Annotated in this window: 21 protein-coding genes and 1 tRNA gene; 20 read left to right on the top strand and 2 right to left on the bottom strand. The window is 65.1% G+C overall.

Translation table 11 applies throughout. The features are described 5' to 3' along the window. Nucleotide 1 precedes the first annotated feature (1 nt). The 14 genes from GM676_RS23415 to GM676_RS23480 all read left to right on the top strand — a co-directional run bounded on the left by GM676_RS23415 (nucleotide 2) and on the right by GM676_RS23480 (nucleotide 17,924). On the top strand, nucleotides 2-454 hold the full coding sequence (locus GM676_RS23415) for a hypothetical protein (protein ID WP_155466452.1): 453 nt from the start codon (nucleotides 2-4) through the stop codon (nucleotides 452-454). Between the two features lie 33 nt (nucleotides 455-487). Continuing rightward, on the top strand, nucleotides 488-1,174 hold the full coding sequence (locus GM676_RS23420; protein WP_155466453.1) for a YjjG family noncanonical pyrimidine nucleotidase: 687 nt from the start codon (nucleotides 488-490) through the stop codon (nucleotides 1,172-1,174). 42 nt (nucleotides 1,175-1,216) lie between these two features. After that, a complete protein-coding gene (locus tag GM676_RS23425; RefSeq protein ID WP_155466454.1) occupies nucleotides 1,217-1,975 on the top strand; it encodes an SDR family NAD(P)-dependent oxidoreductase in 759 nt (252 codons plus the stop codon). A 25-nt stretch (nucleotides 1,976-2,000) separates the two neighbouring features. Next, nucleotides 2,001-2,342, top strand: coding sequence for an SMR family transporter (locus tag GM676_RS23430; protein ID WP_155466455.1), 342 nt, complete (start codon nucleotides 2,001-2,003; stop codon nucleotides 2,340-2,342). A gap of 14 nt (nucleotides 2,343-2,356) precedes the next feature. Next, nucleotides 2,357-4,129: a gamma-glutamyltransferase gene (gene ggt / locus GM676_RS23435; protein WP_155466456.1), complete on the top strand. Its 1,773-nt coding sequence runs from the start codon at nucleotides 2,357-2,359 to the stop codon at nucleotides 4,127-4,129. A 39-nt stretch (nucleotides 4,130-4,168) separates the two neighbouring features. Further along, nucleotides 4,169-5,344 (top strand): patatin-like phospholipase family protein, encoded by a 1,176-nt coding sequence (locus tag GM676_RS23440; RefSeq protein ID WP_155466457.1) that lies wholly within the window; start codon nucleotides 4,169-4,171, stop codon nucleotides 5,342-5,344. A 3-nt stretch (nucleotides 5,345-5,347) separates the two neighbouring features. After that, nucleotides 5,348-10,267, top strand: coding sequence for a two-component regulator propeller domain-containing protein (locus GM676_RS23445; protein ID WP_155466458.1), 4,920 nt, complete (start codon nucleotides 5,348-5,350; stop codon nucleotides 10,265-10,267). A 78-nt stretch (nucleotides 10,268-10,345) separates the two neighbouring features. Next, nucleotides 10,346-11,059: a response regulator gene (locus GM676_RS23450; protein ID WP_155466459.1), complete on the top strand. Its 714-nt coding sequence runs from the start codon at nucleotides 10,346-10,348 to the stop codon at nucleotides 11,057-11,059. Between the two features lie 85 nt (nucleotides 11,060-11,144). Then, on the top strand, nucleotides 11,145-12,758 hold the full coding sequence (locus GM676_RS23455) for an AMP-binding protein (protein WP_155466460.1): 1,614 nt from the start codon (nucleotides 11,145-11,147) through the stop codon (nucleotides 12,756-12,758). A gap of 1 nt (nucleotide 12,759) precedes the next feature. Next, nucleotides 12,760-15,069: a bifunctional salicylyl-CoA 5-hydroxylase/oxidoreductase gene (locus tag GM676_RS23460; protein WP_155466461.1), complete on the top strand. Its 2,310-nt coding sequence runs from the start codon at nucleotides 12,760-12,762 to the stop codon at nucleotides 15,067-15,069. Continuing rightward, nucleotides 15,059-15,535 (top strand): MarR family winged helix-turn-helix transcriptional regulator, encoded by a 477-nt coding sequence (locus GM676_RS23465; RefSeq protein WP_155466462.1) that lies wholly within the window; start codon nucleotides 15,059-15,061, stop codon nucleotides 15,533-15,535. Before GM676_RS23460 ends, GM676_RS23465 begins: the two co-directional genes overlap by 11 nt. A 9-nt stretch (nucleotides 15,536-15,544) precedes the next feature. After that, nucleotides 15,545-16,345, top strand: coding sequence for an enoyl-CoA hydratase family protein (locus tag GM676_RS23470; protein WP_155466464.1), 801 nt, complete (start codon nucleotides 15,545-15,547; stop codon nucleotides 16,343-16,345). Further along, a complete protein-coding gene (locus tag GM676_RS23475) occupies nucleotides 16,345-17,505 on the top strand; it encodes an acyl-CoA dehydrogenase family protein (RefSeq protein WP_155466466.1) in 1,161 nt (386 codons plus the stop codon). Before GM676_RS23470 ends, GM676_RS23475 begins: the two co-directional genes overlap by 1 nt. Continuing rightward, the gene (locus GM676_RS23480; RefSeq protein WP_155466490.1) at nucleotides 17,505-17,924 is read left to right on the top strand and encodes a RidA family protein; all 420 of its coding nucleotides are present in this window, start codon (nucleotides 17,505-17,507) and stop codon (nucleotides 17,922-17,924) included. The genes GM676_RS23475 and GM676_RS23480 overlap by 1 nt, the downstream gene beginning before the upstream one ends. Here GM676_RS23480 and GM676_RS23485 read toward each other — a convergent pair. Both GM676_RS23485 and GM676_RS23490 read right to left on the bottom strand, forming a co-directional pair. Beyond that, nucleotides 17,884-17,958 (bottom strand) — tRNA-Arg (locus tag GM676_RS23485). The two genes, GM676_RS23480 and GM676_RS23485, sit on opposite strands and share 41 nt — an antisense overlap. Nucleotides 17,959-17,999: 41 nt before the next feature. After that, nucleotides 18,000-18,728 carry a hypothetical protein gene (locus GM676_RS23490; RefSeq protein WP_155466468.1) on the bottom strand — a complete coding sequence of 243 codons (729 nt, stop codon included), beginning with the start codon at nucleotides 18,726-18,728 and terminating at the stop codon, nucleotides 18,000-18,002. A gap of 127 nt (nucleotides 18,729-18,855) precedes the next feature. On the opposite strand from GM676_RS23490, the gene GM676_RS23495 reads away from it, so the two are divergent. From GM676_RS23495 to GM676_RS23520, 6 genes are all read left to right on the top strand, one after another. Further along, a complete protein-coding gene (locus tag GM676_RS23495; protein WP_155466470.1) occupies nucleotides 18,856-19,566 on the top strand; it encodes a PEP_CTERM-anchored TLD domain-containing protein in 711 nt (236 codons plus the stop codon). A 142-nt stretch (nucleotides 19,567-19,708) separates the two neighbouring features. Beyond that, a complete protein-coding gene (locus GM676_RS23500) occupies nucleotides 19,709-21,613 on the top strand; it encodes an ATP-binding cassette domain-containing protein (protein ID WP_155466472.1) in 1,905 nt (634 codons plus the stop codon). Between the two features lie 89 nt (nucleotides 21,614-21,702). Further along, the gene (locus GM676_RS23505; RefSeq protein ID WP_371866351.1) at nucleotides 21,703-22,359 is read left to right on the top strand and encodes a CAAX prenyl protease-related protein; all 657 of its coding nucleotides are present in this window, start codon (nucleotides 21,703-21,705) and stop codon (nucleotides 22,357-22,359) included. Nucleotides 22,360-22,400: 41 nt separating this feature from the next. After that, a complete protein-coding gene (epsL, locus tag GM676_RS23510) occupies nucleotides 22,401-23,642 on the top strand; it encodes an XrtB/PEP-CTERM-associated polysaccharide biosynthesis outer membrane protein EpsL (RefSeq protein ID WP_155466474.1) in 1,242 nt (413 codons plus the stop codon). 8 nt (nucleotides 23,643-23,650) lie between these two features. Further along, nucleotides 23,651-25,033 (top strand): undecaprenyl-phosphate glucose phosphotransferase, encoded by a 1,383-nt coding sequence (locus GM676_RS23515; RefSeq protein ID WP_155466476.1) that lies wholly within the window; start codon nucleotides 23,651-23,653, stop codon nucleotides 25,031-25,033. A gap of 272 nt (nucleotides 25,034-25,305) precedes the next feature. Further along, on the top strand, nucleotides 25,306-26,189 hold an 884-nt coding region (locus GM676_RS23520), incomplete at its 3' end, for an EpsD family peptidyl-prolyl cis-trans isomerase (protein WP_155466478.1).

Raw genomic sequence — 26,189 nt, forward strand, 5'->3', positions numbered from 1 at the left:
CATGAATATTGCGAAATCAGCCGCTTTCACGGTCGTGTTCCTGTTCGGCATGGCGGTGTGTGAATACGCCTGGGCCGACCAGGCCGATCAAGCGGATCAAGCCGCCGAGGATTACGCCAGGCTGCCAGTCTGCAAGCTCAGCGCAGATGGTAAAGCGCTGGCGGTGGAGCCGTGCCGCACCGCGCCGGCCAAGGTGCCGATGCCGCGCCGTCCGGTGCCACAAATCATCCAGCGCATGCCGGCGGCCAAGCCGCCGCCCAAAGTGGCCATGCCGACCTCGCCGCCATTGCCGGCGCTGGACGGCATCGTCAAGCCGCCCGTGCCCACCACCAGCTGCGACGCCGCCGGCTGTTACGGCGCCAACGGCGTACGCTATAACAGCCTGGGCGCCGGCGCCGTGGTCACGCCCTCCGGCAAAGTGTGCAACCGCTCAGGCGCGACTATTCAATGCTAGGTTCAAAAGGAAGAGCGTGTAAACTGTCGAGTTATGAAACATCGACTCTTTCTTTTTGATCTGGACGACACCCTGCTGGACTTCAAGGCTTCCGAGCAGCTGTCTTTTGTGCGCACCCTGCACCAACTGGGCCACCGCGACGTGACCGACGCGCTGTTCGCGCAATATCAGGCGATTAACACCGAGCTGTGGCGCGCTTTCGAGACCGGCGCCGTCAGCAAGGACTTCCTCAAGGTCGAGCGCTTCCGCAAGACCTTCGCGGCCAACCGGCTGGCGCTCGATGCCGAGGCCGCCAGCCTGCTGTACCTGGAATCGCTGTCCGAAACCGTGGTGCTGATCGACGGCGCGTTGGCGCTGTGCGCCCGGCTGGCGGCGGTGGGCGAGGTCGGCATCATCACCAACGGCGTGGACGCCATCCAGCACCGTCGCGTGGCCGCGTCCGGGCTGGGCGACTATGTCTCCTTCATCTCCACCTCGGAAGCCTGCGGCTACGCCAAGCCGGACGGCCGCTTCTTCGAATACGCCACCGGCATGGCGCGCAAGGTCGGCAAGGCCGAAACCGTGATCGTCGGCGACCGCCTGGATGCCGACATCCTCGGTGCCAACCGCTACGGCATCGATTCCTGCTGGTTCAACCCCGAGCGCCTGCCCAACATCTCCGAAGCCATTCCCACCTACGAAGTCGCCCGATTGGATGCCATCCCTGCCGCCTTGTTATAATGCTGACGTTTACGTAAACGTCAAATAAGACAGGAGACAGGAATGCAGATCAAGGACAACGTATTCATCATCACCGGCGGCGCTTCGGGTCTGGGCGCGGGCACGGCGCGCATGATCGTGGAGCAGGGCGGCAAGGTGGTGCTGGCGGACGTGCAGGCCGAAGCCGGCCAGAAGCTGGCGGACGAACTGAACGCCGTCTTCGTCAAGTGCGACGTCACCGCCGAAGCCGACGGCCAGGCGGTGGTGGCCGCGGCGCTGGCGCAAGGCACGCTGCGCGGCGTGATCAACTGCGCCGGCGTGGCCCCGGCCGCCAAGACGGTGGGCAAGGACGGTCCGCATCCGCTGGAGTTGTTCCAGCGCGTGGTCAGCATCAACCTGATCGGCACCTTCAACATGGCGCGCCTGGCGGCCGACGCCATGAGCAAGAACGCGCCGCTGGACACCGGCGAACGCGGCGTCATCATCAACACCGCCTCGGTGGCGGCCTTCGACGGCCAGATCGGCCAGGCCGCCTACGCCGCCTCCAAGGCCGCCGTGGCCGGCCTGACCCTGCCGATGGCGCGCGACCTGTCGCGCAACGGCATCCGCGTGATGACCATCGCGCCGGGCATCTTCGAAACGCCGATGTTGATGGGCATGCCGCAGGAGGTGCAGGACGCGCTGGGCGCCATGGTGCCGTTCCCGCCGCGCCTCGGCAAGCCGGCCGAGTATGCGATGCTGGCGAAAGCCGTCATCGAGAACCCGATGCTGAACGGCGAGACCATCCGCCTCGACGGCGCGATCCGCATGCAGCCCAAGTAATTGGGCAGGACGGTATAATCTGCGGATGAATCCATCTATCGCAGGTTATCTCTGGTTGGTGCTGGCCTCCGTCGCCAGCGCCGCCGCCACCTTCCTGATCAAAATGTCCAGCCACGCCGGCGAGGGCATCAGCTTCGCCCGGCTGGCCTGGCTGGGCGGCGCTGGCAGCACCTATGTGCTGGGCTTTGTCTGCTATTCCTTCGCGCTGGCCAGACTGGAAATCAGCATCGCCTATCCCTTCATGACCGCCGTGACCATCGTGATGGTGACGCTGCTCGGCTCCCAACTGCTGCATGAAACGCTGACGCCGATGAAAATCCTCGGCATGCTCCTGATCGGCGCCGGCGCGTTTGTGGTGGCCCGCTAAACTCTGGAGTGTCCATGCATCGTTTGAAAATCCTCGCGCTGAGTCTTGCCCTGCTGGGCGCATTGCCGGTCCACGCACAACGCATCACGCCGGACCATGCGCCGGAAATCGCCACCGGCTATGCCGAGAAAGCCGGCAAGTCCTCGCAAAAATTCATGGTGGCCGCGGCCAACCCGCTGGCCACCCAAGCTGGCTATCAGATGCTGAAGCAGGGCGGCAGCGCCATCGACGCCGCCATCGCCGTGCAGATGGTGCTGACGCTGGTGGAGCCGCAATCGTCCGGCATCGGCGGCGGTTCCTTCCTGATGTACTCGGACGGCAAGCGCGTGCAATCCTACGACGGCCGCGAAACCGCGCCCGCCGCTGCGGACGAACATCTGTTCCAGGACAAGGACGGCAAGCCGGTGTCGCGCGAAACTGGCGTGGTCGGCGGCCGTTCCACCGGCGCGCCGGGCGTGTTGCGCATGCTGGAGCTGGTGCACAAGCAGCACGGCAAGCTGCCGTGGAAAGTCCTGTTCCAGCCGGCCATCCAGCTGGCGGAAAACGGCTTTGCCGTCAGCCCGCGTTTGAACGCGCTGATCTCCTACGATAAATTCCTGGCCCGCGACCCGGTGGCGCGCGCCTATTTCTACGATGCCGACGGCAAGCCGCGCGCGGTCGGCTATGTGCTGAAAAATCCCGAGCTGGCGCGCACCCTGCGCGAGATCGCCGACGGCGGCGCCGATGCTTTCTACAAGGGCCGCATCGCGCAGGACATCGCCGCCAAGGTGGCCTCGCATCCCACCAATCCGGGCAAGCTGACCGCCGCCGACATCGCCGGCTATCAGGCCAGGGAGCGCGATCCAATCTGTAGCGATTATAAAAAATGGACGGTGTGCGGTGCGCCGCCGCCTTCCTCGGGCGGCATCGCCATCGCGCAGATGCTGGGCATTCTGGAGAACCGGGACATCAGCCCGTACAAGCCGGTCAACGGCCAACTGACCGCCGAAGGCATCCACCTGTTCACCGAAGCCGGCCGCCTGGCCTACGCGGACCGCAACCGCTACGTCGCCGACACCGACTTCGTGCCGCTGCCCGGCAAGGGCGTGAGCGCCATGCTGGACAAGGGCTACCTGAAACAGCGCGCCTCGCTGATCGGCGAGCAATCCATGGGCCGCGCCAGATACGGCACCCCGGCCACCATGCAGGTGGCATGGGGCGCCGATACCGCCATCGACAAGCCATCCACTTCGCATCTGGTGGCGGTGGATGCCTTTGGCGGCGGCCTGTCGATGACCACCTCGGTGGAAGACGCCTTCGGCGCGCGCCAGATGGTGGACGGCTTCATGCTGAATAACCAGCTGACCGATTTCTCCTTCGATGCGCAGGACGAAAACGGCCCGATCGCCAACCGCGTCCAGCCGGGCAAGCGTCCGCGCAGCGCCATGTCGCCGACGCTGGTGTTCGACAAGGGCACGCACAAGCTGGTGCTGGCCACCGGTTCGCCGGGCGGCTCCGCCATCATCAACTACGTGGCCAAGGTGCTGGTCGGCACGCTGGACTGGGGCCTCGACGTGCAGCAGGCCATCAGCCTGCCCAATATCGGCAGCCGCAACGGCCCGACCGAGCTGGAAGCGGGGCGCGTCAGCCGCGCGGTGGTCGAGCAGCTGAAAGCGCGCGGTCACGATATCCGCGAATACGACCAGAATTCGGGCTTGCAGGGCATCCAGCGCCGCACCGTCAACGGCAGGGAAGAATGGTTCGGCGGCGCCGATCCGCGCCGGGAAGGTGTCGTTTTAGGGGATTAACTCCTCCCCAAACGGCACAGACCCTGCTAATCTTGCAAGATGGGACGAGATAAAAAAACAGGCCTGATCCTGACCGGGGGCGGCGCCCGTGCCGCCTATCAGGTCGGCGTGCTACAGGCAATTTCGGAGATTCTGTGGGAAGAGGGCTGGCCACCGGCGCGCAATCCCTTCGACATCATCTGCGGGACGTCGGCCGGGGCGATCAACGCCACCGCGCTGGCCTGCCGCGCCGATAACTTCGGCGAGGGCGTGCAAAAGCTGCTCGACGTCTGGCAGCATATCAAGGTGGAAGAGGTCTACCGCGCCGATTCGCTGGGCGTGATCCGCTCCGGCGCGCGCTGGCTGTCCTTGTTGTCCTTCGGCTGGCTGCTGCGCAAATGGCGCGCCGCGCCGCCGGCCTCCCTGCTCGACAACACGCCGCTGGTCGGCCTGCTGCACCGCATGCTGGATTTGCCGCGCCTCGACATGGCGCTGTCCGAAGGCCTGCTGCATGCGCTGGCCGTCACCGCCTCGTCCTACACCGGCGGTAATCACCTGACCTTTTACCAGACCGCCGCCGACATCGCGCCATGGATACGCATGCAGCGGGTGGCCTTGCAGGACCAGATCGGCGTCGAACACTTGCTGGCGTCGTCGGCGATTCCGTTCATCTTCCCGGCCACGCCGCTGTTCATGGGCGGCCACCGCGAGTACTGCGGCGATGGTTCGATGCGCCAGCTGGCGCCGATCTCGCCGGCGATCCACCTCGGCGCCAGCAAGGTGCTGGTGGTGGGGGCGGGGCGCCTGACCGAACCGCCGCGCAGCGCCGCCGAAAAGAACGCGGCCCGTTATCCCAGCCTGGCGCAGATCGCCGGCCACGCCATGTCGTCCATTTTCCTCGACAGCCTGGCGGTGGATATCGAGCGGCTTGAGCGCGTCAACAAGACCCTGTCCATGCTGCCGCCGGAGTACCTGGAGAAGACGCCGCTCAAGCCGATCGAATTGCTGGTGATCGCGCCGTCCGAACGGCTGGACGATATCGCCAGCCGCCACATCGCCAGCCTGCCGGCGCCGATCCGCACCATGTTGTCCGGCATCGGCGCCACCGAAACGCGCGGCGCCGCGCTGGCGTCCTACCTGCTGTTTGAATCCACCTACACTTGCGAGTTGATTCGCCTCGGCCAGCGCGACACCCATGCGCGCAAGAGCGATGTGCTGGCCTTCTTTGAATCCTGACGCATGCGCGGTCTGAGCTATCTCCTTCCCCTGCTGTTGCTATGGCACGCCATCGCATCGGCCGGTGCGCCGCCGCGCACCCTGCGCTTCGAGCAGCTCAGCGTGGAGCATGGGCTGGCGCAGGAGACCGTGCTGGCCATCGCGCAGGACAAGCTGGGCTTCATCTGGCTCGGCACCCAGGCCGGCCTGACGCGCTTCGACGGCTATCGCACCGTCACCTACAAGAGCGCCATCTCCGATCCGCGCAGCCTGGCCGACAACTGGGTGCGCGTGCTGCACCTGGACCGCTCCGGCCAGCTGTGGGTGGGCACCGACGGCGGCCTGGATCGCTACGACTCCGCCACCCGCACCTTCACCCACTTCCTGCCGCGCGAGTCCTCGCAGCGCGGCAACGGCAACCGCCATGTGCGCGCGATCGCCGACGATGGCCTGGGCGGCCTGTGGGTGGCCAGCGCCGACGGCCTGCATCACTTCGATCCGGTCAGCAAGCGCTTCACCAGCTGGCATCACGATCCGGCCGATGCCGGCAGCCTGGCCAACGACCATGTGAACGCGCTGGCGCGCGATGCCGCCGGCCGTTTGTGGGTGGGCACCGCCTCCGGCCTTGACATGCTGCCGCCGGGCGGCACGCGCTTCCAGCACTACACCATCGACCCCAGCGGCGACAGCAAGTTCAATTCCGTCATCGCGCTGCAAGTCGACAGCGCGCAGACGCTGTGGGTGGGCACGCAGGCCGGCCTGGAACAATGGCGCCTGCTGGGTGCCGAGCCGCAGCGCCGCCGCCTCGGCCTGCGCGAAGGTTTGAAGGCCGGCGTCAGCATCACCACCTTGTACGAAGACGCCGAGGCCAATTTGTGGGCAGGCTCGCTGGCCGATGGCCTGTTCCGCTGGATGCCCTCCGAGGAGCGCCTGGTGCAGTACCGCCACCAGATCGGCGACACCCACAGCGTCGCTGACAACCAGATCTCCGCCTTGTACCGCGACCGCGTCGGCACCTTCTGGGTCGGCACCTGGAACGATGGCGTCAGCCGGGTGGACATGGGTAGTGGCGGCTTCGCGCGCATCGTGCGTCAGGCCGAACAAGCCAACTCGCTGTCGGACAACAAGATACGCGGCATCGTGGCCGACGGCCGCGGCAAGCTGTGGCTGGGCAGCGGCGGCGGCTTGAATCTGTACGATCCGGTGACCGGCGAAACCCGGGTGTGGCGCCACAATCCGCAAAACGCCAACAGCATCAGCGACGACCAGGTCACCGCGCTGTGGCGCGAAAAGAACGGCAACCTGTGGCTGGGCGGCCCGGCTGGCGTGAATCATCTCAACATCGGCACCGGCGCGATCCGCTCGCTGTCCTTTGTGCGTGGCGATCCGGCCAGCGACACCATCCGCAACATCGTCGGCGACCGTAACGGCATGCTGTGGATCGCGTCGCGCGGCGGCTTGCACCGGCTCGATCCCGTCACGCTGGAATCGACCACCTTCCGCCACGATCCGGCCGATCCGGGCAGCCTGTCCGACAACGTGGTGCGGCCGATACTGGAAGACCGCAAAGGCCAGCTGTGGATCGGCACCTTCAACGGCCTCGATCTGCTGGACCGCAAGACCGGCAAGTTCCGCCACTTCCGCCGCGACCCCAACGATCCGCGCAGCCTTAGTCACGACGAAGTGCACTACCTGTACGAGGACGCGCGCGGCACCATCTGGGTCGGCACGGCGGCGGGCCTGAACAAGATGGAAGTGGGCGCCGATGGCAGTGTGAAATTCCGCCGCTATCTGCGCAAGGACGGCATCGCCGACGACGCCATCGCCTCCATCCTGCCGGACGACGCGGGCAATCTCTGGATGAGCACCAACAGCGGCTTGTCGCGCCTGAATATCGAGACGGGACTGGTGCGCAACTACAGCGGCGCCGACGGCACCATCGAAGGCGCTTACTTCGACGGCGCCGCGCTGCGCACGCCGGACGGCACGCTGTACTTCGGCGGCTTTAACGGCATCACCGCTTTCTCTCCGGCCGAGGTGCGCGAGAACAGCGTGGCGCCGACCGTGGCGATCACCGACTTCCAGATCTTTAACAAGTCGCTCAGGCCGGGGCAGGGCGAGCATCCCGACGTGCTGAAAACCGCCATCGAACACACCAGCGCCCTGACGCTGCTGGAAAACGACTCGGTGTTCTCGCTCGAGTTCGCGGCCCTGCACTATGCCGCGCCGCAGCGCAACCGCTTCGCCTATCAGTTGCAGGGCTTCGACGAGGACTGGGTGGTCACCGATTCCACCAAGCGCTTCGCCACCTACACCAATCTCGACCCCGGCAGGTACGTGTTCCGTGTGAAGGCCGCCAACAAGGACGGCATCTGGAACGATAACGCCGCCACGCTGGAGATCTTCATCCAGCCACCGTTCTGGAAGACCTGGTGGTTCCGCAGCGTGCTGGCGCTGCTGGCAGCGGGCGCCGCCTACGCTGTCTACCATGCGCGCGTGCGCGCCTTACGCCACCAGCAGTGGCGGCTGGAGCATCTGGTGGGATCGCGCACGGCGGAAGTCGAGTACAAGAACCAGCAGCTGCAACAGCAAAAGCATGAACTGGAGCGCCGCCGGCTGGAAGCGGAGGCGCAGCGCGCCGAGGCCGAGCAGCGCCGCATCGACACCGAGCGCCAGAAAGAGGAAGTGGAGCAGGCCCACCGCAACATCTCGGTGCTGAGTGAGCTGGGCCGCGAGATGAGCGCCTCGCTGGACATGGAAACCACCATGCAGACGTTGTACCGTCACGTCAACCACCTGATGAACGCGCAAATCTTCGGCATCGGCTTCGTGCGCGAGGAGGCGGGCGTGATCGACTTCCCGTTCGCCACCGAAAGCGGCGTACGCACCTTGCCTTACCAGCGCCGGCTGGACCAGCCGAATCAGCTGGCCGTGTGGTGCGTCACCCATCGCAAGCCGATTCTCATCAACGACTTCCGCAAGGAATATCGCGACTACATGGACGATTCCGGCCTCGATACGCTGGTGCCGTGCGTGCGCGAGGATGGCCAGCCGGTAGCGGCGGCGCATGCGATGATGTACGCGCCTTTGATCGTTGGCGACCGGGTGGTCGGCCTGCTGTGCGTGCAAAGCACGGAACGCAACGCCTACCAGCGCGTGCACATGGACATGCTGCAAACGCTGGCCTCGCACGCCGCCGCCGGCCTGGAAAACGCGCGCGCCTATCAGCAATTGGCGGAGACGCTGCAAACTCTGCGCCAGACGCAGGATCAATTGCTGGCGCAGGAGCGCCAGGTGCGACTGCATACCGAGGAGCTGGCGCTGGCCAACCGCGCCTTGCAGGATAACGAGGAACGCCTGCGCTACGCCAAGCAGAAGGCGGAAGACGCCACCCGCCAGAAGTCGGAGTTCCTGGCCAATATGAGCCACGAGATGCGCACCCCGCTGGCCGGCGTGATCGGCATGCTGGGCTTCGCGCTGCGCGATCCGCACATGGCGGCGGCCACCCGCGAGCAAATCCTGCGCGGCCAGGCCAATGCGCAGTCGCTGCTGTCCATCATTAACGACCTGCTGGACTTCTCCAAGATCGAGGCCGGCAAGCTGACCATCGAGAACATCGACTTCTCGCTGTCGGCGGCGGTGGAGAATGTGGTCAGCCTGTTCGAGGAGCAGGCGGCGGCGCACAGCGTCGGCTTCAGCCTGGAGTTCCAGGAAGGCTTGCCGCAGTTCGTGGTGGGCGATCCATCGCGCTTGCGGCAAGTGCTGGTCAATCTGGTCGGCAATGCCTTCAAGTTTACGCAGCAAGGCTCGGTCAAGATGCGCGTGGAGCGCGCGCCGGATCAAGACCAGGGCCAGCCTGACCGCATCCGCTTCAGTGTCTCCGATACCGGCATCGGCATCGAGGCCGAGGCCATTCCCCGCCTGTTCCAGCAGTTCGAGCAGGCCGACGCCTCCACCACGCGCCGCTACGGCGGCACCGGGCTGGGACTGGCGATCTGCCGCCAGCTGGTGGAACTGATGGGCGGCAGCATCAACGCCGTCAGCACGCCGGGCCAGGGCAGTGTGTTCATGTTTGAGTTGCCGCTGCCGATCGGCGTGGCGCCGCCGGTGGTGCCGCATGTGCCGCGCGAGCCGCTCAGCCATCAGCTCAAGGTCCTGTGCGCGGAAGACTTCCCGACCAACCAGATTATCATCCGCATGATGCTGGAAGACCTCGGCCATAAGGTGGATATTGCGGCCAATGGCGCGCTGGCCGTGAAGGCCTGCTCGCTGACGCGTTATGATCTGATCCTGATGGACGGCCGCATGCCGGAGATGGACGGCGCCAGCGCCACGCGTTTGATCCGCTCCGGCGGCCCGGATGGCGCGCCGGTGCGCGACCAGGAGTTGATGATTATCGCGCTGACCGCCAACGCCAGCGAGGAAGACCGCAGCCGCTACCTGGCTTCCGGCATGGATGATTTCCTCACCAAGCCGATCGACGAGGACAAGCTGCACTTCCAGTTGAGCCGCGCGATCGAACGCCAGTTGCAGCGCGGCTTCCAGCTGCCGCGCATGCAGCCGCGCCGCAATCCGGCGCTGGGTACGCCGGAACTGGACTCGATGTTCGGCGTGGCGCCGGCCTCGCTGGAGACCTCGCGCCTGGCGCAGCACAGCGGTGGCGCTAGCGATCTGAAAGCCCGTTTGCGCAGCGTGTTCAATCAGGATGCGCCGATCCGGCTGGCCGACCTGGAACTGGCGCTGCTGGAGCGCGACCGCGAAGTCGCCAGCCGTCTGCTGCACGGCATGAAGGGCAGCGCCGGCTATCTGGAGGAGCAGGAATTGCAGGCGCTGTGCGGCGATCTGGAGATGGAAGCGGACCACGGCAACTGGCGGCAGGTGGAGTCGGCCATGCCGCAGCTGCGCCGTTTGCTGGAGCAGGTGCGCACGGCTAGCACACTGTAAGGCGCTATCTTTGATGTCCGGGACGTTGCAAGAAATGTGGATTGATGTAAGATCAAACAAAACGACACAGGGAGCCACATGAAAGTTCTGGTAGTGGACGATGATGTCGTCTCGCGCATGGTGCTGATGCACCTGATCGATAGCTGCGGCAGTTTCGACATCGTTGAGGCGGAAGACGGCGCCGATGCCTGGCAACAGCTGGAAGCCGGCTTGCGCCCCGCCATCTGCTTTTGCGATCTGCGCATGCCGCGCCTGTCCGGCATGGAGCTGCTACAGCGTGTGAAGGCGCACGCCGAAATCAATAGCATGCCGTTCGTGCTGGTCACCTCGGCCAACGACAAGGATACCGTCCTGGAAGCCACCAAGGCCGGCGCCGCCGGCTATATCGTCAAGCCGTTCCAGGCGGAGCAGGTGCGCGTGCATCTGGTGAATTTCCTCGACCAGGCGGCCAGCGGCTATGAGCATGATGCCGAAACGCCGGCCGATACGCTGCGCCGGCTCGGCATCAACGCCGAGCGCCTGCTGGTCTACCTGAGCGGCTTCCAGAACCAGCTGAACGCCGCCAGCGGCGATCTGCAAGCCATGCTGGCCAAGGGCGAGCAGGCCGAGGCGCAGGTGCGCATCGACCGCCTGCACGCCGGCTGCGTCACGCTTGGCCTGCACGGCGCGGCTGACGCCTTGAAGAGTGTCGCTCCCGGCCAGCTCTCCAACGAAGCGGTGCAGGCCGCGCTGGCGGACGTGCTGCGTGCCGTCATCCACCAGGCGGGCCTGGTGCGTCAGGAATCCGCATAAACGCTTGATGCCGGGATAGTTTAAGTTTAAAGTATCTGCTGCACAGTGCAGCGGATATCTGATTGACTTCAACTTCAGGGCGACCATGAACACTCCTCTCGCAGCCAGCGCCTACACCGACCACTTCGCGCGCCAGCATCTGCCGCCGCAGGCGTTGTGGCCGGAACTCTGCTTCGACCTGCCGGAATTGCAGTATCCGCCGCGCCTGAATTGCGCGGCCGGGCTGCTCGACGGCGCGGCGGTGGACCCGGCGCATCTCGCCTTGCGCGGCGCTCGCGGCGACTGGACCTATGCGCAGTTACGCGAGCAGGTGGATCGCATCGCCCACGTGCTGCGCGGGCCGATGAAACTGGAGACCGGCAACCGCGTGCTGCTGCGCGGCGCCAATACGCCGATGATGGCGGCTTGCATCCTGGCGGTGATCAAGGCCGGGTTGATCGCCGTGCCCACCATGCCGCTGCTGCGTGCGCGCGAACTGGGCGCCATCGCCAACAAGGCGCAAGTCAACGCGGTACTGTGCGCCGACAATCTGCGCGCGGAAATGGAGGCGACCACGCTGCCCGATGCGGCGCGCGCCAACATGCTGTGGTTTGGCGCCGATGGCACCTCGCTGGAGCAACTGCTGCCCGCGCAACCGGCGCACTTCGACGCGGTCGATACGGCTGCCGATGATGTGTGCCTGATCAGCTTTACCTCCGGCACCACCGGCATCCCCAAAGGCACCATGCACTTCCACCGCGACGTGATGGTGATTTGCGACTGCTTCCCGCGCTCGGTGCTGCAATCGCAGCGCGATGATGTGTTCATCGGCACGCCGCCGCTGGCGTTTACCTTCGGCCTGGGCGGCCTGTTGCTGTTCCCCCTGCGCGTTGGCGCGACGGCGGTGCTGATGGAGAAGCTGACGCCGGACGCTCTGCTGAAAGCCATAGAGACCTACCGCGCTACAGTGTGCTTTACCGCGCCCACCCTGTACCGGCAGATGGCGGCGATGGTCGGGCAGTTCGATCTGTCGACCCTGAGGAAAAGCGTATCGGCCGGCGAGGCGCTGCCGCAGGCCACGCGCGAAAGCTGGCGCCAGGCCACCGGCATTGTGATGATAGACGGCATAGGCGCGACCGAGATGCTGCACATCTTCATCTCCGCCGCCGGCGACCAGGTGCGGCCCGGCGCCACCGGCAAGCCGATACCGGGCTATCAGGCCTGCATTCTGGACCGGGACGGCAAGCCGGTAGGTCCGGGCGTGATCGGCCGGCTGGCGGTGAAAGGGCCGACCGGCTGCCGCTATCTGGACGATGAGCGGCAGCGCGATTATGTGTTCAACGGCTGGAACCTGACCGGCGATGCGTACGAGATGGATGCGGATGGCTATTTCTACTACCGCTCGCGCACCGACGACATGATTATCTCGGCCGGCTACAACATCGCCGGGCCGGAAGTGGAGGATGTGCTGCTGCGCCATCCGGCGGTGGCGGAGTGCGGCGTGATCGGCAAGGCCGACGACGAGCGCGGGCAGATCGTGGAGGCGCATGTGGTGCTGCGCGCCGGCGTTGAGCCGTCGCCGGAGCTGGTGACGCAGTTGCAGGAATTCGTGAAGCAGCAGATCGCGCCGTACAAGTATCCGCGCTCGGTGAAGTTCCTTGAATCCTTGCCGCGCACCGAAACCGGCAAGCTGCAACGCTTCAAATTACGTGCTGAATGAGATGAAGATTATTTGCATAGGCGGCGGCCCGGCGGGCCTGTACTTCGCGCTGCTGATGAAGAAGCAGAATCCGGCCCATCAGATCAAGGTGGTGGAGCGCAATCGTCCCTACGATACTTTTGGCTGGGGCGTGGTGTTCTCCGACCAGACGCTGGGCAATCTGGCGGAGGCGGACGCACCGACCGCGCAGGCCATCGAGGCTTCGTTCAATCACTGGGACGATATCGACGTCTTCTTCAAGGGCGGGAAGGTGACCTCGGGCGGCCATGGTTTTTGCGGCATAGGGCGCAAGCATTTGCTCAACATCTTGCAGTACCGCTGCGAGGAACTGGGCGTCGAGCTGGTGTTCGAAACCGAGGTAACGGACGAGCAGCAGTACGATGCGGACCTGATCATCGCGTCGGATGGCCTGAACAGCCGCATACGCACGCGCTACGCGGACAGCTACCAGCCACAGATCGAAGCGCGCCGCTGCCGCTTTGTATGGCTGGGCACGCGCAAGAGGTTCGACGCCTTCACCTTCGCGTTCAAGCAGACGGCGCACGGCTGGTTCCAGGCGCATATCTACCAGTACGACGCCGATACCTCGACCTTCATCGTTGAAACCCCGGAGACGGTGTGGCGCGCTGCGGGGCTGGATCGGATGTCGCAGGAAGAATCGATCGCGTTCTGCGAGCAGCTGTTTGCCGAGCAGCTGGATGGCCACAAGCTGATGTCCAACGCGGCGCACCTGCGCGGCTCGGCCATGTGGATCACCTTCCCGCGCATCGTCTGCGGCCAATGGGTGCATTGGCATGGCGCGGTGCCGGTGGTGCTGATGGGCGATGCGGCGCATAGCGCGCATTACTCGATCGGCTCCGGCACCAAGCTGGCGCTGGAGGATGCGATTGAACTGGCGCGCTGCTTCGGCGCCCATGGCGATACCGCCGCCGCGCTGGGCGCATATCAAGAAGTGCGGGCGGTGGAAGTCCTCAAGCTGCAAAGCGCGGCGCGCAACTCGATGGAATGGTTCGAGAACGTCGAGCGCTACACGGCGATGGAGGCGCCGCAATTCGCCTACTCCATGCTGACGCGCAGCCAGCGCCTGTCGCACGAAAACCTGCGCCTGCGCGACGCCGCCTACGTGAACGGCTACGAACGCTGGTTCGCGCAGCGCGCCGCCGCGCAGGCCGGGCTGCCGCCCGCCACTATCGCCGCCGCGCCGCCGCCCATGTTCACGCCGTTCAAAGTGCGCGGCCTCACGCTGAAAAACCGCATTCTGGTTTCGCCGATGGCGCAGTACAGCGCAGTCGACGGCGTGGCGGGCGACTATCATCTGGCCCATCTCGGCGCGCGCGCACTGGGCGGCGCGGCGCTGGTGTTCGCCGAAATGACCTGCGTCTCCGCCGATGCCCGCATCACGCCTTACTGCCCCGGCATGTATGCGCCCGAACACACGCAAGCCTGGAAGCGCATCACCGACTTCGTCCACCAGCACAGCGACGCCGCCATTGCCCTGCAACTGGGCCACGCCGGCGCCAAAGGCTCCACCCGCGCCATGTGGGACGGCATCGACCAGCCGCTGGACAAGGACAACTGGCCGCTTTATTCCGCCTCGCCGCAGCAATACCTGCAAGGCATCTCGCAAACCGCGCGCGCAATGACGGCGGCCGACATGGACCGCGTCCAGGCCGACTTCGTGCGCGCCACGCTGGCCGCAAATGAGGCAAACTTCGACTGGCTGGAACTGCACTGCGCCCACGGCTACCTGCTGTCATCCTTCATCTCGCCGCTGACCAACCAGCGCGGCGACGAATACGGCGGCAGTCTTGAAAACCGCTGCCGCTACCCGCTGCGCATCTTCAGCGCCATGCGCGCCGCGTGGCCGTCGCACAAGCCGATGAGCGTGCGCATTTCGGCGCATGACTGGGTGGAGGGCGGCATCACGCCGGACGACGCGGTGCGGATCGCGCGCCTGTTCAAGGCCGCCGGCGCCGACATGATCGACTGCTCGTCCGGACAGGTGAGCAAGCTTGAGAAACCGGTATATGGCCGCATGTTCCAGACGCCGTTCGCGGACCGCATCCGCAACGAGGCCGGCATCGGCGCCATCGCGGTGGGTTCGATTTATGAGGCGGACCATGTGAACAGCATTATCGCCGCCGGCCGCGCCGACCTGTGCGCGGTGGGACGACCGCACTTGGCCAATCCGGCGTGGACGCTGGCGGAGGCGGCGCGCATTGGCTACACGGCGGTGGCATGGCCCAGGCAATACCTGGCTGGCAAACAGCAAATGGAAAGAAATCTGGCACGAGGAAACGATGGAAGATGAAGAAGAACAGCTGGATCTCGCCAGCCGCCTGACCCAAGACCACCACCAGTCTCTGAAACTGTGGCTGCGCATGTTGTCCTGCACCGTCAAGATCGAAAACGAAATCCGTAGCCGGTTGCGCGCCACCTTCGGCATCACGCTGCCGCGTTTCGACCTGATGGCGCAGCTGGAACGGCATCCGCAGGGATTGCGCATGGGCGAACTGTCCAGGCGCATGATGGTCACGGGCGGTAACATCACCGGCATCACCGACCAGCTGGAGCAGGAAAAGCTGGTGGTGCGCGTGCCCGATCCGAAGGACGGCCGCGCCTACAGCGTCAAGCTGACGGCGGCCGGCCGCAAGGCTTTTGCCACCATGGCGGCGGAACACGAAAGCTGGATCGAGGAACTGTTGCAGGACATTCCCAGCAGCGAGAAGGCGCAATTGATCGAGATCCTGTCTTCCATGAAGCAGCGACTGAAATAAGGAATCACCATGCAGTACACACCCCAGCATTTTCTGTTCGAGGCCAGCGGCGGCGTCGCCACGCTGACCTTGAACCGCCCGGAGCGCAAAAACCCGCTCACCTTTGCGTCCTACGCCGAACTGCGCGACCTGTTCCGCGCGCTGGCTTACGACAACGACATCAAGGCGATGGTGCTGACCGGCGCCGGCGATAACTTCTGCTCCGGCGGCGACGTGCATGACATCATCGGTCCGCTGACCAAGCTCGATATGCCCGGCCTGCTGGCCTTCACCCGCATGACGGGCGATCTGGTGAAAGCCATGCGCGCCTGCCCGCAGCCCTTGATCGCGGCGGTGGACGGCGTGTGCGCCGGTGCCGGCGCCATCCTCGCGCTGGCGTCGGACATCCGCATCGGCACGGCGCGCAGCAAGACCGCCTTCCTGTTCACGCGCGTGGGCCTGGCCGGCGCCGACATGGGCGCCTGCTCGCTGCTGCCGCGCGTGATCGGGCAGGGACGGGCGGCGGAGCTGCTGTACACCGGCCGCTCCATGTCCGGCACGGAGGCAGAGCGCTGGGGATTCTTCAATAGTGTGCAGGAGCCGGAAGCGCTGCTGGACGCCGCGCGCGATTACGCGCAGGCCCTGGCCGACGGTCCCACCTTCGCGCACGGCATGACCAAGAAAATGCTGCAACAGGAATGGAATATGGGCGTGGACGAGGCGATCGAAGCGGAAGCGCAGGCGCAGGCCATCTGCATGGCGACGCAGGATTTCCATCGCGCCTATCACGCCTTCGTGGCCAAACAAAAGCCTGAGTTCGAGGGTAACTGATGAGCGATAAAAACTACCTCGCGTGGCCGTTCTTTGAACCGCGCCACGCGGCGCTGGAGCAGACACTGGATGCATGGGCCGCGCAGCATGTGGCGCATGCTCATGGCGATGACGTGGACGCGGCATGCCGCCAACTGGTGCGCCAGCTGGGCGAGGGCGGCTGGCTGCGTCACGCCATCGGCGGCAAGCAGCATGGCGGCATTGACGACAGCATCGACACACGCGCGATTTGCCTGATCCGCGAAACGCTGGCGCGCCACAATGGCCTGGCCGACTTCGCGTTCGCCATGCAGGGATTGGGCTCGGGGGCCATCAGCCTGTTTGGCAGCGAAGCCAATCGCGCCGAGTACCTGCCGCGCGTGGCGCGCGGCGAGGCGATAGCGGCGTTCGCGCTGTCCGAACCGCAGGCCGGTTCCGATGTCGCCGCCATGCAGTGCGCGGCGCTGCGGGATGGCGATCACTACGTGCTGAATGGCGAGAAGACCTGGATCTCCAACGGCGGCATCGCCGACTTCTACGTGGTGTTTGCCCGCACCGGCGAACAGCCGGGCGCGCGCGGCATCAGCGCCTTTATCGTCGATGCCGGCACGCCGGGCTTTGAGATTGCGGAGCGCATCGACGTCATCGCGCCGCATCCGCTGGCGCGCTTGCGGTTCAACGATTGCCGTGTGCCGGCCTCCAGACGTCTGGGCGAGGCGGGGCAGGGCTTCAAGGTGGCGATGGCCACGCTGGACGTGTTCCGCACCTCGGTGGCGGCGGCGGCGCTGGGCTTCGCGCGGCGCGCGCTGGACGAGGCCCTGCAACGCGCCACCACGCGCCAGATGTTCGGACAAGTGCTATCCGATTTTCAGCTGACGCAAGCCAAGCTGGCCGAAATGGCGACCGGCATCGACACCTCGGCCCTGTTGACCTACCGCGCCGCATGGCAGCGCGACCGGGGCGGCAAGGTGACGAAGGAAGCGGCCATGGCCAAGCTGCACGCCACCGAAACCGCGCAGCAGGTGATCGACGCCGCGCTGCAAATGTTTGGCGGGCTCGGTGTGGTCAGCGGACAGGTGGTGGAAAGCCTGTACCGCGAAATCCGCGCGTTGCGCATCTACGAGGGCGCGACCGAGGTGCAGCAACTGATCATCGCGCGCGAGCTGCTGAAGGAGGCATGATGGAGATACTGCAACCGCCAGGCTGGGCGCGTCCGCGCGGCTACGCCAACGGCGTGGCCGCCAGCGGCCGCATGGTGTTCGTCAGCGGCATGATAGGCTGGGACGGCGACGGCGTGTTCCACACTGACGATTTCGCCGGCCAGGTGCGCCAGGCGCTGCTCAACATCGTCGCCGTGCTGGCCGAAGCCGACGCCCGGCCGGAACACATCGTGCGCATGACATGGTACGTGGTGGACAAGAACGAATACGTGGGCGCCTACAAGGAAACCGGCCGCGCCTACCGTGAAATCATCGGTGCACACTATCCGGCCATGACGGCGGTGCAGGTGGCGGCGTTGGTGGAAGACCGCGCCCGCGTGGAGATCGAGGTGACGGCAGTGGTCCCCCCGACTGGAATCGAACCAGTATCCCACGCTTAGGAGGCATGTGCACTATCCATTGTGCTACGGGGAGGACGCGGCGCAATTATAGCCGAGCGATGCCTTCCTGGTGAATCATTTCAGCACTTGGGCGCGCCGCATGCGGGCGTACAGCAATTGGGTGGGCACGAACGTCACCAGGTCGTCGAACTCGCCGCCGGGCAGGGCGGGGTCGGTATTGCGTGCGCGGCTCATGAATTTGTTGGTGGCGGTGTCGTTCTGGCGCTCGTCGAGATTGGTGCTGGATGGGTTGAGCAGCGCCGTGCCGTAGACGCTGACGCCTGGATTGCTTTTCCCGCTGGAGAAGATGACCGCCGGCGGGCACTGGACAAACAGGGCGCATCCCTCGCGCCCCACCCGGTAGAATGGCTGCCCCTTGTTGTCGCGTGTGACGATGATTTTGTCGCCGCCGACGAACATGGCCTGGATGGGAATGACGGTGAATGCCGGCGTCACGCTGTAACGCAGCATTTTTCCCCAGCTGTCGGCGCCCTCGATCCCCAAGGTGACCCACGGAATGAAACCGGTACAACTTGCGCCGCTGTCGCATTGCTGCGGACGCTCCCTGCCGTCAAGGGCGGAGGTGGCCGGCCGCGGCAGTCTGCCGTGCTGGGCGGCGTAGCCGATCAGGGCTTCGCGCGCCTCGGCCAGCCGCTTGTAGGTCTGCTGTTCGTTGGCGCGCTCGCCGGAGCCCGGCTGGAAGGCGCTCATCAGCAACAAGGCCGCCCCTAGCCCGCCCAAAGCCATGAGCAGCAACAGCGCGGCGCCTCGCTGACGTGAGAACAGGGAAGGGCGGCAACGCATGGTGCTGTTTCTTTGAGGATAAAAAAAGTGAATATAAATAATAAAAAAAGCAATTATGCGCGTTAGATTATGCTATATTTTATAAGCACTAAAGGCAATATTTGCGTAAATATCTGGTGAGGGAATTATGGAGAGAAACATTCATCGCGGCGTTGTCACCCTGCTGTTGCTGGCATCGGTGGGGTTTGGTGCGTGCGCCAACGCCGCAACCCCGTTGCTGACCGCAGCTGACGAGGCGCAACTTACCAGCTGGTTGGGCGAAGGTTCAATCAAGCTGACCAATATCTATACGAAGACCGCAGGCGATACCTCGGCGAGTTTCCATGCGGCAGCCGATGGCAAGGGCCGTACGTTTGCAGTGATGCAGGCAAGCAACGCCGCAGGCGAAACCTGGCTGGTGGGCGGCTACAACCCGCAGAGCTGGTCGACCACCGGCAGCTTCAATATCACCGATCCACAGTCGGCGCGCACCGGTTTCCTGTTCAACCTGACCAATGGCACCAAGCATGCTCAGGTGTCGACATCGTATGTGATCCCTTCGATGGGGTCGTACCAGACCCTGAATGACATTAATTACGGTCCGGCCTTTGGCGCCGGCAATGACCTGGCTGTCACGGGCGACATGACCCACGGCCTGTCGCTGATGTACTCGTACATGGATGAGAGTGGCAATAATTTCTACCGTAGCCTGCTCGACAATTCGATTTACGAAACGCCGAATGTTACCTTTGGCGCGATCGAAATCTACACCATTTCGTCGGTGCCCGAGCCGACCGGCGCCGCCATGTTGCTGGCCGGCATGGCCGGGTTGGCGCTGCTGCGCCGTCGCCTCAGCTAAGGGGTTGCGGCAGTTCCGCCCGCCGCCGGCGGTGGGCGGGGCCGCGTGAAGTTGTTCGATCGCCGGCAACAGCCGGTACAATATCGGCTTCATTCATTTATCGGTGGCCTCGCGCACGGCGCCGGCACCAGCAGACCCCACTATGGCAGTCATCTCCCTTTCCTCCGCGCAACTGGCGTTCGGCCACGTTGCGCTCCTCGATCACGCTGAATTTTCCCTCGAAACCGGCGAACGCGTCGGTCTGATCGGCCGCAACGGCACTGGCAAGTCCTCGCTGCTGAAGATCATCTCCGGCAAGTTCAAGCTGGACGACGGCCTGCTGGTCATGCAGCAGAACCTGAACATCGTGTACGTCGAGCAGGAGCCGGTGTTCGCGCCGGAGATGACGGTGCATGAGGCGGTGGCGGCCGGCCTGGGCGAACTGCCCGCGCTGCTCAAGGAATACGAGGCGCTCACCGGCCAGTTCGGCCAGGGCGACGACGACGCCCTGATGGCGCGCATGCACGACATCCAGGTGGTGCTGGACGCCAAGGATGGCTGGAACCTGGCCAACAAGGTGGACACCGTGCTGGGCAAGCTGAACCTGCCCGACAGCCTGCTGATGAAGGAACTCTCGGGCGGCATGCAAAAGCGCGTGGCGCTGGCGCGCGCGCTGGTGTCGGCGCCGGACGTGCTGCTGCTGGACGAGCCGACCAACCACCTGGACTTCACCTCCATCATGTGGCTGGAGGGCTTGCTGCGCGACTTCAAGGGCAGTGTGCTGTTCATTACCCACGATCGCTCCTTCCTCGACAACGTGGCGACCCGCATCATCGAGCTCGATCGCGGCCGCCTGCTGTCCTTCCCCGGCAACTTCAGCACCTACCAGACCCGCAAGGCCGAACTGCTGGAAAACGAGGAGGTGGAAAACGCCAAGTTCGACAAGGTGCTGGCGCAGGAGGAAATCTGGATCCGCAAGGGCGTCAAGGCGCGCCGCGTGCGCGACGAGGGCCGCGTGCGCCGGCTGGAGGCGCTGCGCCTGCAACGGGCCGCGCGCCGCGAGCAGCAGGGCCAGGTCAGGCTGGAAGTGTCGGTGGGCGAGCGCTCCGGCAAGATCGTGGCCGAACTGGACGGCATCAGCAAGTTCTACGGCGAGCGCGCCATCGTCAAGAACTTCAGCGGCACCATCCTGCGCGGCGACAAGGTCGGCCTGATCGGCGCCAACGGCGCCGGCAAGACCACCATGCTGAAAATGATCCTGGGCGAACTGGCGCCGGACAGCGGCGTGGCCAAGCTGGGCACCAAGCTGGAGGTGGCTTACTTCGACCAGATGCGCACCCAGCTCAACGAGGAGGCCAGCCTGGTCGACACCATCTCGCCGGGCAGCGACTGGGTCGAGATCAACGGCCAGCGCAAACATTCGATGAGCTACCTGAACGATTTCCTGTTCTCGCCGGAGCGCGCGCGCTCGCCGGTCAAGTCGCTGTCCGGCGGCGAGCGCAACCGCCTGCTGCTGGCGCGCCTGTTCGCCAAGCCGGCCAACTGCCTGGTGCTGGACGAGCCGACCAACGACCTCGACATCGAGACCCTGGAACTGCTGGAGGAACTGCTGGAGGACTACTCCGGCACCGTGTTCCTGGTCAGCCACGACCGCACCTTCCTCGACAACGTGGTGACCCAGGTGATCGTGGCCGAAGGGGAGGGCCAGTGGCGCGAATTCGTCGGCGGCTACAGCGACTGGGAACGCGTGCGCGACACGGTGGCGGCGCCGGCCAAGGCCGTCAAGCCGGCCGCGCCCAAGGCCGAGCCGGCGCCGGCGCCCGCCGCGCCGGCGGCCAAGCCCAAAAAACTCAGCTTCAAGGAGCAGCGCGAGCTGGAAGAGTTGCCCAGGCTGATCGCCGCGCTGGAAGACGAGCAGACCGCGCTGACGCTGCAACTGTCGGATCCCGACTTCTACAAGAAGAACGCCGCCGAGGCCAAGCGGGTGAATGGGCGCATCGCGGCCATCGAGGAGGAATTGCTGGCGGCGCTGGAGCGCTGGGAAGCGATCGAGGCCGGTAAAAGCTGACACGAAGTAACTCGATTGCAAATCTGTCCACAAGGCGCGGCCATAATGTTGTAGTATATTCACGGTTTTGTATCTCATCAGGGGAGCCCGTGCTAGACCGTGACAGTTGGCCGCGTATTCTGCCGTTTGCCGTCTATATCGCCTTCATCGTGGTGGCCGACCTGCTGGGACGGCTGGGCGTGCAGGACTTGCGCTGGCTGTATCCGGTCAAGATTGCGCTGATCGCCGCGCTGCTGATGCTGTACTGGCGCCGCTACAGCGAGCTGGCGCGCTGGGACGTGCGTCCGCGCGACCTGTTGCTAGCCGTGGCGGCCGGGGTGCTGGTGCTGGTGTTGTGGATTAACCTCGACGCCGGCTGGATGGTGGTGGGCAGCCCGGCAGGATTTGATCCGCGCGACGGCGAGCGGCTAAACTGGCTGTGGATCGCGGTGCGCATCGCCGGCGCGGCGCTGGTGGTGCCGGTGATGGAGGAGCTGTTCTGGCGCTCCTGGCTGCTGCGCTGGATGGCCGCGCCCGATTTCCTGCGGGTGGCGCCGGCGGCGGTGGGTGTGAAGGCTTTTGTGGTCAGCATGGTATTGTTTGGTGTTGAACATAACCAGTGGCTGGCCGGCATCGTGGCTGGCGCCGTCTATGCGGCGCTGTACATGCGCAGCGGCACCCTGTGGACAGCCATTGTTTCCCATGCGGTGACCAATGGCCTGTTAGGGGCCTGGATTGTGATTACCGGTGCGTGGACTTACTGGTAACATGGAAAAATTGTTATTAATGTCTAAATAAAGATACCCGAATGCATAGTCACCCCCGCCCCCAGATCGCCCCTTTCCCTCCTGTTGATGCCGCTCCGCTGCGCCGGCGCGCGGCGCTGGCGCTGGCCGTTAGCGCGCTGTGCGGCACGGCGCAGGCGGAACTGAGCGACACCATCCACCCGTATGTCAGCGCCGTCTACAGCTACGACGACAATCTGCTGCGCCTGCCGGACGGCGTCAGCGGCGGGCTCGGGCGCGGCGACAGCATCACCCAGCTGCAAGCCGGCCTGAACCTGGAGCGGCCGATCGGCCGCCAGAAGTTCACCGCCGACCTGAAGGTGTCGCGCGTGAGCTTCAAGAACTACGACCAGCTCAATTACAACGGCAAGGATTTCACCGGCGAGTGGCAGTGGGCGGCGCTGCGCGACCTCAGCGGCCATATCGGCGGCAGCTATTCGGAAACGCTGACGCCGTTCACCGATTACCACAGCAGCGAACGCAATATCCGCACCTCGCGCCGCGTGTACGCGGACGGCAACTGGCGCTTCGCCGGCAGCTGGCAGGTGCATGGTGGCTTCAACCGCTATAAATACCAGTACGACCTGAGCAGCCAGCGCTTCAACGACCGCACCGAGGACGTGTCGGACGTGGGCGTGGATTACCTGGCCGCCAGCGGCAGCCGTTTCGGCCTGGTGGCGCGCCACCTCAAGGGCGAGTATCCGAACCACCCGGTGCTGGGCGGCGTGCTGCTGGACAACGACTATCAGCAGGACGAGCTCAAGGCCAATGTGTACTGGATACTCAGCGGCGTGACGCAGGTGCAGATGCTGGCCGGCTGGGCCCGGCGCGACCACAACCAGTTCGTCGGCCGCGACAGCAGCGGCGCCAACGGCCGCATCACCGGCATCTGGACCCCCACCGGCAAGCTGAAGTTCACGCTGGCGGGCTGGCGCGAATTCTCCGCGGTGGAAAGCAATCTGGTGAACGCCAGCCTGAGCCGCGGCGCCAGCCTGGCCGCGGTGTGGCAGGCCACCGCCAAGCTGGCGGCCGACGCCCAGCTGCGGCGCGAGACGCGCGACTTCACCAAGGTCAGCACCGTGACGCTGCCCGGCGACGCCAGCGACTCGGGCAAGCGCGCCTCGGTCGGCCTGACCTACACGCCCAAGCCGACCATCCAGTTCAACCTGGGGGCGTTCCGCGAAACCCGCGCCGGCAGCCTCCTGGCGGGCACCAATAGCTACAAGTCGAAAGGCGCGTCGTTCAGCGCTTACGCGCAGTTCTAAAGTACACCATGACCATTAATGATATACCCCTGATTTCGTTTTTCCAGCGCATCCTCGACCCGTTGATCATCATGGGCACGCTGTACCTGGCGTCGCTGCTGTACGGCGTGCCGTTCAACGGCCACGCCCTGCTGCTGATGGTGATGGCGTTCTTTGTCTCGTCGGCGATTTACCAACACATTGACCCGTACCGCACCTGGCGCAGCGGCCGCAAGCTGGCCTATTCGCGCGACGTGCTGGTGGGCTGGGTGCTGACGGCGCTGGCGCTGACCCTGCTGGGCAAGGTGTGCGGCGTGACCCGCTACTACAACGAGCAGGTGGTGCTGGCCTGGTTTGTCGCCACGCCGGTGATCCTGCTGGCCTGCCACCTGACCGCCCACAAGCTGGGGCTGGACCCGACCCGGGCCAGCGAAATGCGCTCGGTGCTGATCGTCGGCGCCAACGACGTCGGCCTCAAGTTCGCGCGCACCATCACCAACCATCCCAATCTGTTCATGCAGGTCGACGGCTTCTTCGACGACCGCGAGTCCGAGCGCTGGCCGGCCGACATGCAGCAGCCGATGCTGGGCCGGATGGGCGACATCGCCGCCTATGTGCGCGAGCACGGCACCAAGATGATCTTCATCAGCCAGCCGATCTCGGCCCAGCCGCGCATCCGCAAGCTGCTGGACGAGTTGCAGGACACCACGGCCTCGGTGTACTTCCTGCCCGACATCTATGTGTTCGACCTGATGCAGGCGCGCTTCGACAATGTCGGCGGCATGCCGGTGATCGCCATCTGCGAAACCCCGTTCACCGGCCTGAACAGCCTGGTCAAGCGCGCCAGCGACATCGTGATCGGCCTGTTCATCCAGATCCTGCTGCTGCCGATCATGCTGGTGATCGCGCTGGCGGTGAAGCTGACCTCGCCGGGACCGGTGATCTTCCGCCAGCGCCGCTACGGCCTGTACGGCGAGGAAATCATCGTCTACAAATTCCGCTCGATGACGGTGGCCGAGGATGGCGCCAAGGTGGTGCAGGCCACCAAGAACGACCAGCGGGTGACCAAGGTGGGCGGCTTCCTGCGCCGCAGCTCGCTGGACGAGTTGCCGCAGTTCATCAACGTGCTGCAAGGGCGCATGAGCATCGTCGGGCCGCGCCCGCACGCGGTGGCGCACAACGAGCAGTACCGCAAGCTGATCAAGGGTTACATGCTGCGCCACAAGGCCAAGCCCGGCATCACCGGCTGGGCCCAGGTCAACGGCCTGCGCGGCGAGACCGAGACGCTGGACAAAATGGAGGCGCGCATCCGCTTCGACCTCGATTACCTGCGCAACTGGTCGCTGTGGCTGGACATCTGGATCATCCTGCGCACCGTGAAAGTGGTGCTCAAGCGCGACAATGCCCATTGAGGCGGCGGCGCGCCGACTTAGGCGAGGCTTAGGCGGCGCGTTCGATTGTGTTTCTTGATGACGAACGCAGAAGGTTGCTTTAGAATCCAGTAAGTGGTCATTTAGATAAATCCCATGCCCTGCGCGCCGGAGGGGCTTCCGGCGGGCGTGGGTTTTTATTGATTTGACATCATGGGCTCGCGTAAGATATCCCATCGGGAGGGGCTCATTCCTCTCCTGTCCTACACACCGATTAAGGAATGATCTTGAACCATACACACGTTGCAAATTTGATGGGTGCGAAAAAGAAACTGAATCCGCGGCTGCTGGCCAGCGCCGGCCTGTTGCTGCTGGCGGCCGGCCTGAGCGCCTGCGGCGGCGGCAAGGAGAAAAAGCCCGGACAAGCGCTGGCCAGCGTCAATGGCGAGGAAATCACCGTGTTGCAGTTGAATGAGGAATTGCAGCGCGCGAACGTGCAGGCGGCGCAGCAGGAGGCGGCCCGCAAGCAGCTGCTGGAGGCGCTGATCGACCGCCAGCTGCTGCAAATCGAGGCGGCCAAGGATAAAACCGACCGCGACCCGGCGGTGGTGCAGTCGATCGAGCGCGCCAAGGCGCTGATCATCGCCCAGGCCTACATGCAGAAGCGGCTGGGCACGCCGGCCAAGCCGACCCAGGCCGAGGTGGAGGCGTATTACACCCAGCATCCGGAATTCTTCGCGCAGCGCAAGGCGCTGGACATGCGCCAGCTGGTGCTGGCCACGCGCGACCTGGACGACCCGCTCAAGGCCGCGATCGACAGCGCCAAGTCGCTGGACGAGGTGGCGGCCTGGATGGACGCGCACAAGGTCAAGTTTGTCCGCAACCAGGTCAGCCGCACCAGCTCGGACCTGCCGGCGGAACTGGCGCGCAAGCTGCTCAGCATGCCGAAAGGGCAGTTGTTCATCGTCCGCGAGGGCGAGCGCAGCCTGCTGATCTCGATCGCCGAGGTCAAGGACAGCCCGGTGTCGCTGGAGGCGGCGGCGTCGCAGATCGAGCAATTCCTGGTCAACAAGAAGAACAAGGACGCCGCCGCGGCCGAGCTGGCGCGCCTGCGCGCGGCCGCCAAGATCACTTACCTGAACAAGGCCGACGAGCCGGCGGCCGCGGCGGCCGCCACCCCGGCGCCGGCCGGGCGCCT

This window comes from Duganella radicis, from assembly GCF_009720825.1.
Taxonomy (GTDB): Bacteria; Pseudomonadota; Gammaproteobacteria; order Burkholderiales; family Burkholderiaceae_D; genus Rugamonas; species Rugamonas radicis.

What these genes read in the sequence shown, in the direction of transcription:
- GM676_RS23425 (WP_155466454.1), top strand. Translation starts at nt 1,217, where the DNA reads ATGCAGATCAAGGACAACGTATTCATCATCACCGGCGGCGCTTCGGGT.
- GM676_RS23495 (WP_155466470.1), top strand. Translation starts at nt 18,856, where the DNA reads ATGGAGAGAAACATTCATCGCGGCGTTGTCACCCTGCTGTTGCTGGCA.
- GM676_RS23475 (WP_155466466.1), top strand. Translation starts at nt 16,345, where the DNA reads ATGAGCGATAAAAACTACCTCGCGTGGCCGTTCTTTGAACCGCGCCAC.
- epsL (WP_155466474.1), top strand. Translation starts at nt 22,401, where the DNA reads ATGCATAGTCACCCCCGCCCCCAGATCGCCCCTTTCCCTCCTGTTGAT.
- GM676_RS23460 (WP_155466461.1), top strand. Translation starts at nt 12,760, where the DNA reads ATGAAGATTATTTGCATAGGCGGCGGCCCGGCGGGCCTGTACTTCGCG.
- GM676_RS23500 (WP_155466472.1), top strand. Translation starts at nt 19,709, where the DNA reads ATGGCAGTCATCTCCCTTTCCTCCGCGCAACTGGCGTTCGGCCACGTT.
- GM676_RS23465 (WP_155466462.1), top strand. Translation starts at nt 15,059, where the DNA reads ATGGAAGATGAAGAAGAACAGCTGGATCTCGCCAGCCGCCTGACCCAA.
- GM676_RS23455 (WP_155466460.1), top strand. Translation starts at nt 11,145, where the DNA reads ATGAACACTCCTCTCGCAGCCAGCGCCTACACCGACCACTTCGCGCGC.
- GM676_RS23430 (WP_155466455.1), top strand. Translation starts at nt 2,001, where the DNA reads ATGAATCCATCTATCGCAGGTTATCTCTGGTTGGTGCTGGCCTCCGTC.
- GM676_RS23515 (WP_155466476.1), top strand. Translation starts at nt 23,651, where the DNA reads ATGACCATTAATGATATACCCCTGATTTCGTTTTTCCAGCGCATCCTC.
- GM676_RS23415 (WP_155466452.1), top strand. Translation starts at nt 2, where the DNA reads ATGAATATTGCGAAATCAGCCGCTTTCACGGTCGTGTTCCTGTTCGGC.
- GM676_RS23445 (WP_155466458.1), top strand. Translation starts at nt 5,348, where the DNA reads ATGCGCGGTCTGAGCTATCTCCTTCCCCTGCTGTTGCTATGGCACGCC.
- ggt (WP_155466456.1), top strand. Translation starts at nt 2,357, where the DNA reads ATGCATCGTTTGAAAATCCTCGCGCTGAGTCTTGCCCTGCTGGGCGCA.
- GM676_RS23450 (WP_155466459.1), top strand. Translation starts at nt 10,346, where the DNA reads ATGAAAGTTCTGGTAGTGGACGATGATGTCGTCTCGCGCATGGTGCTG.
- GM676_RS23420 (WP_155466453.1), top strand. Translation starts at nt 488, where the DNA reads ATGAAACATCGACTCTTTCTTTTTGATCTGGACGACACCCTGCTGGAC.
- GM676_RS23490 (WP_155466468.1), bottom strand. Translation starts at nt 18,728, where the DNA reads ATGCGTTGCCGCCCTTCCCTGTTCTCACGTCAGCGAGGCGCCGCGCTG.
- GM676_RS23440 (WP_155466457.1), top strand. Translation starts at nt 4,169, where the DNA reads ATGGGACGAGATAAAAAAACAGGCCTGATCCTGACCGGGGGCGGCGCC.
- GM676_RS23470 (WP_155466464.1), top strand. Translation starts at nt 15,545, where the DNA reads ATGCAGTACACACCCCAGCATTTTCTGTTCGAGGCCAGCGGCGGCGTC.
- GM676_RS23480 (WP_155466490.1), top strand. Translation starts at nt 17,505, where the DNA reads ATGGAGATACTGCAACCGCCAGGCTGGGCGCGTCCGCGCGGCTACGCC.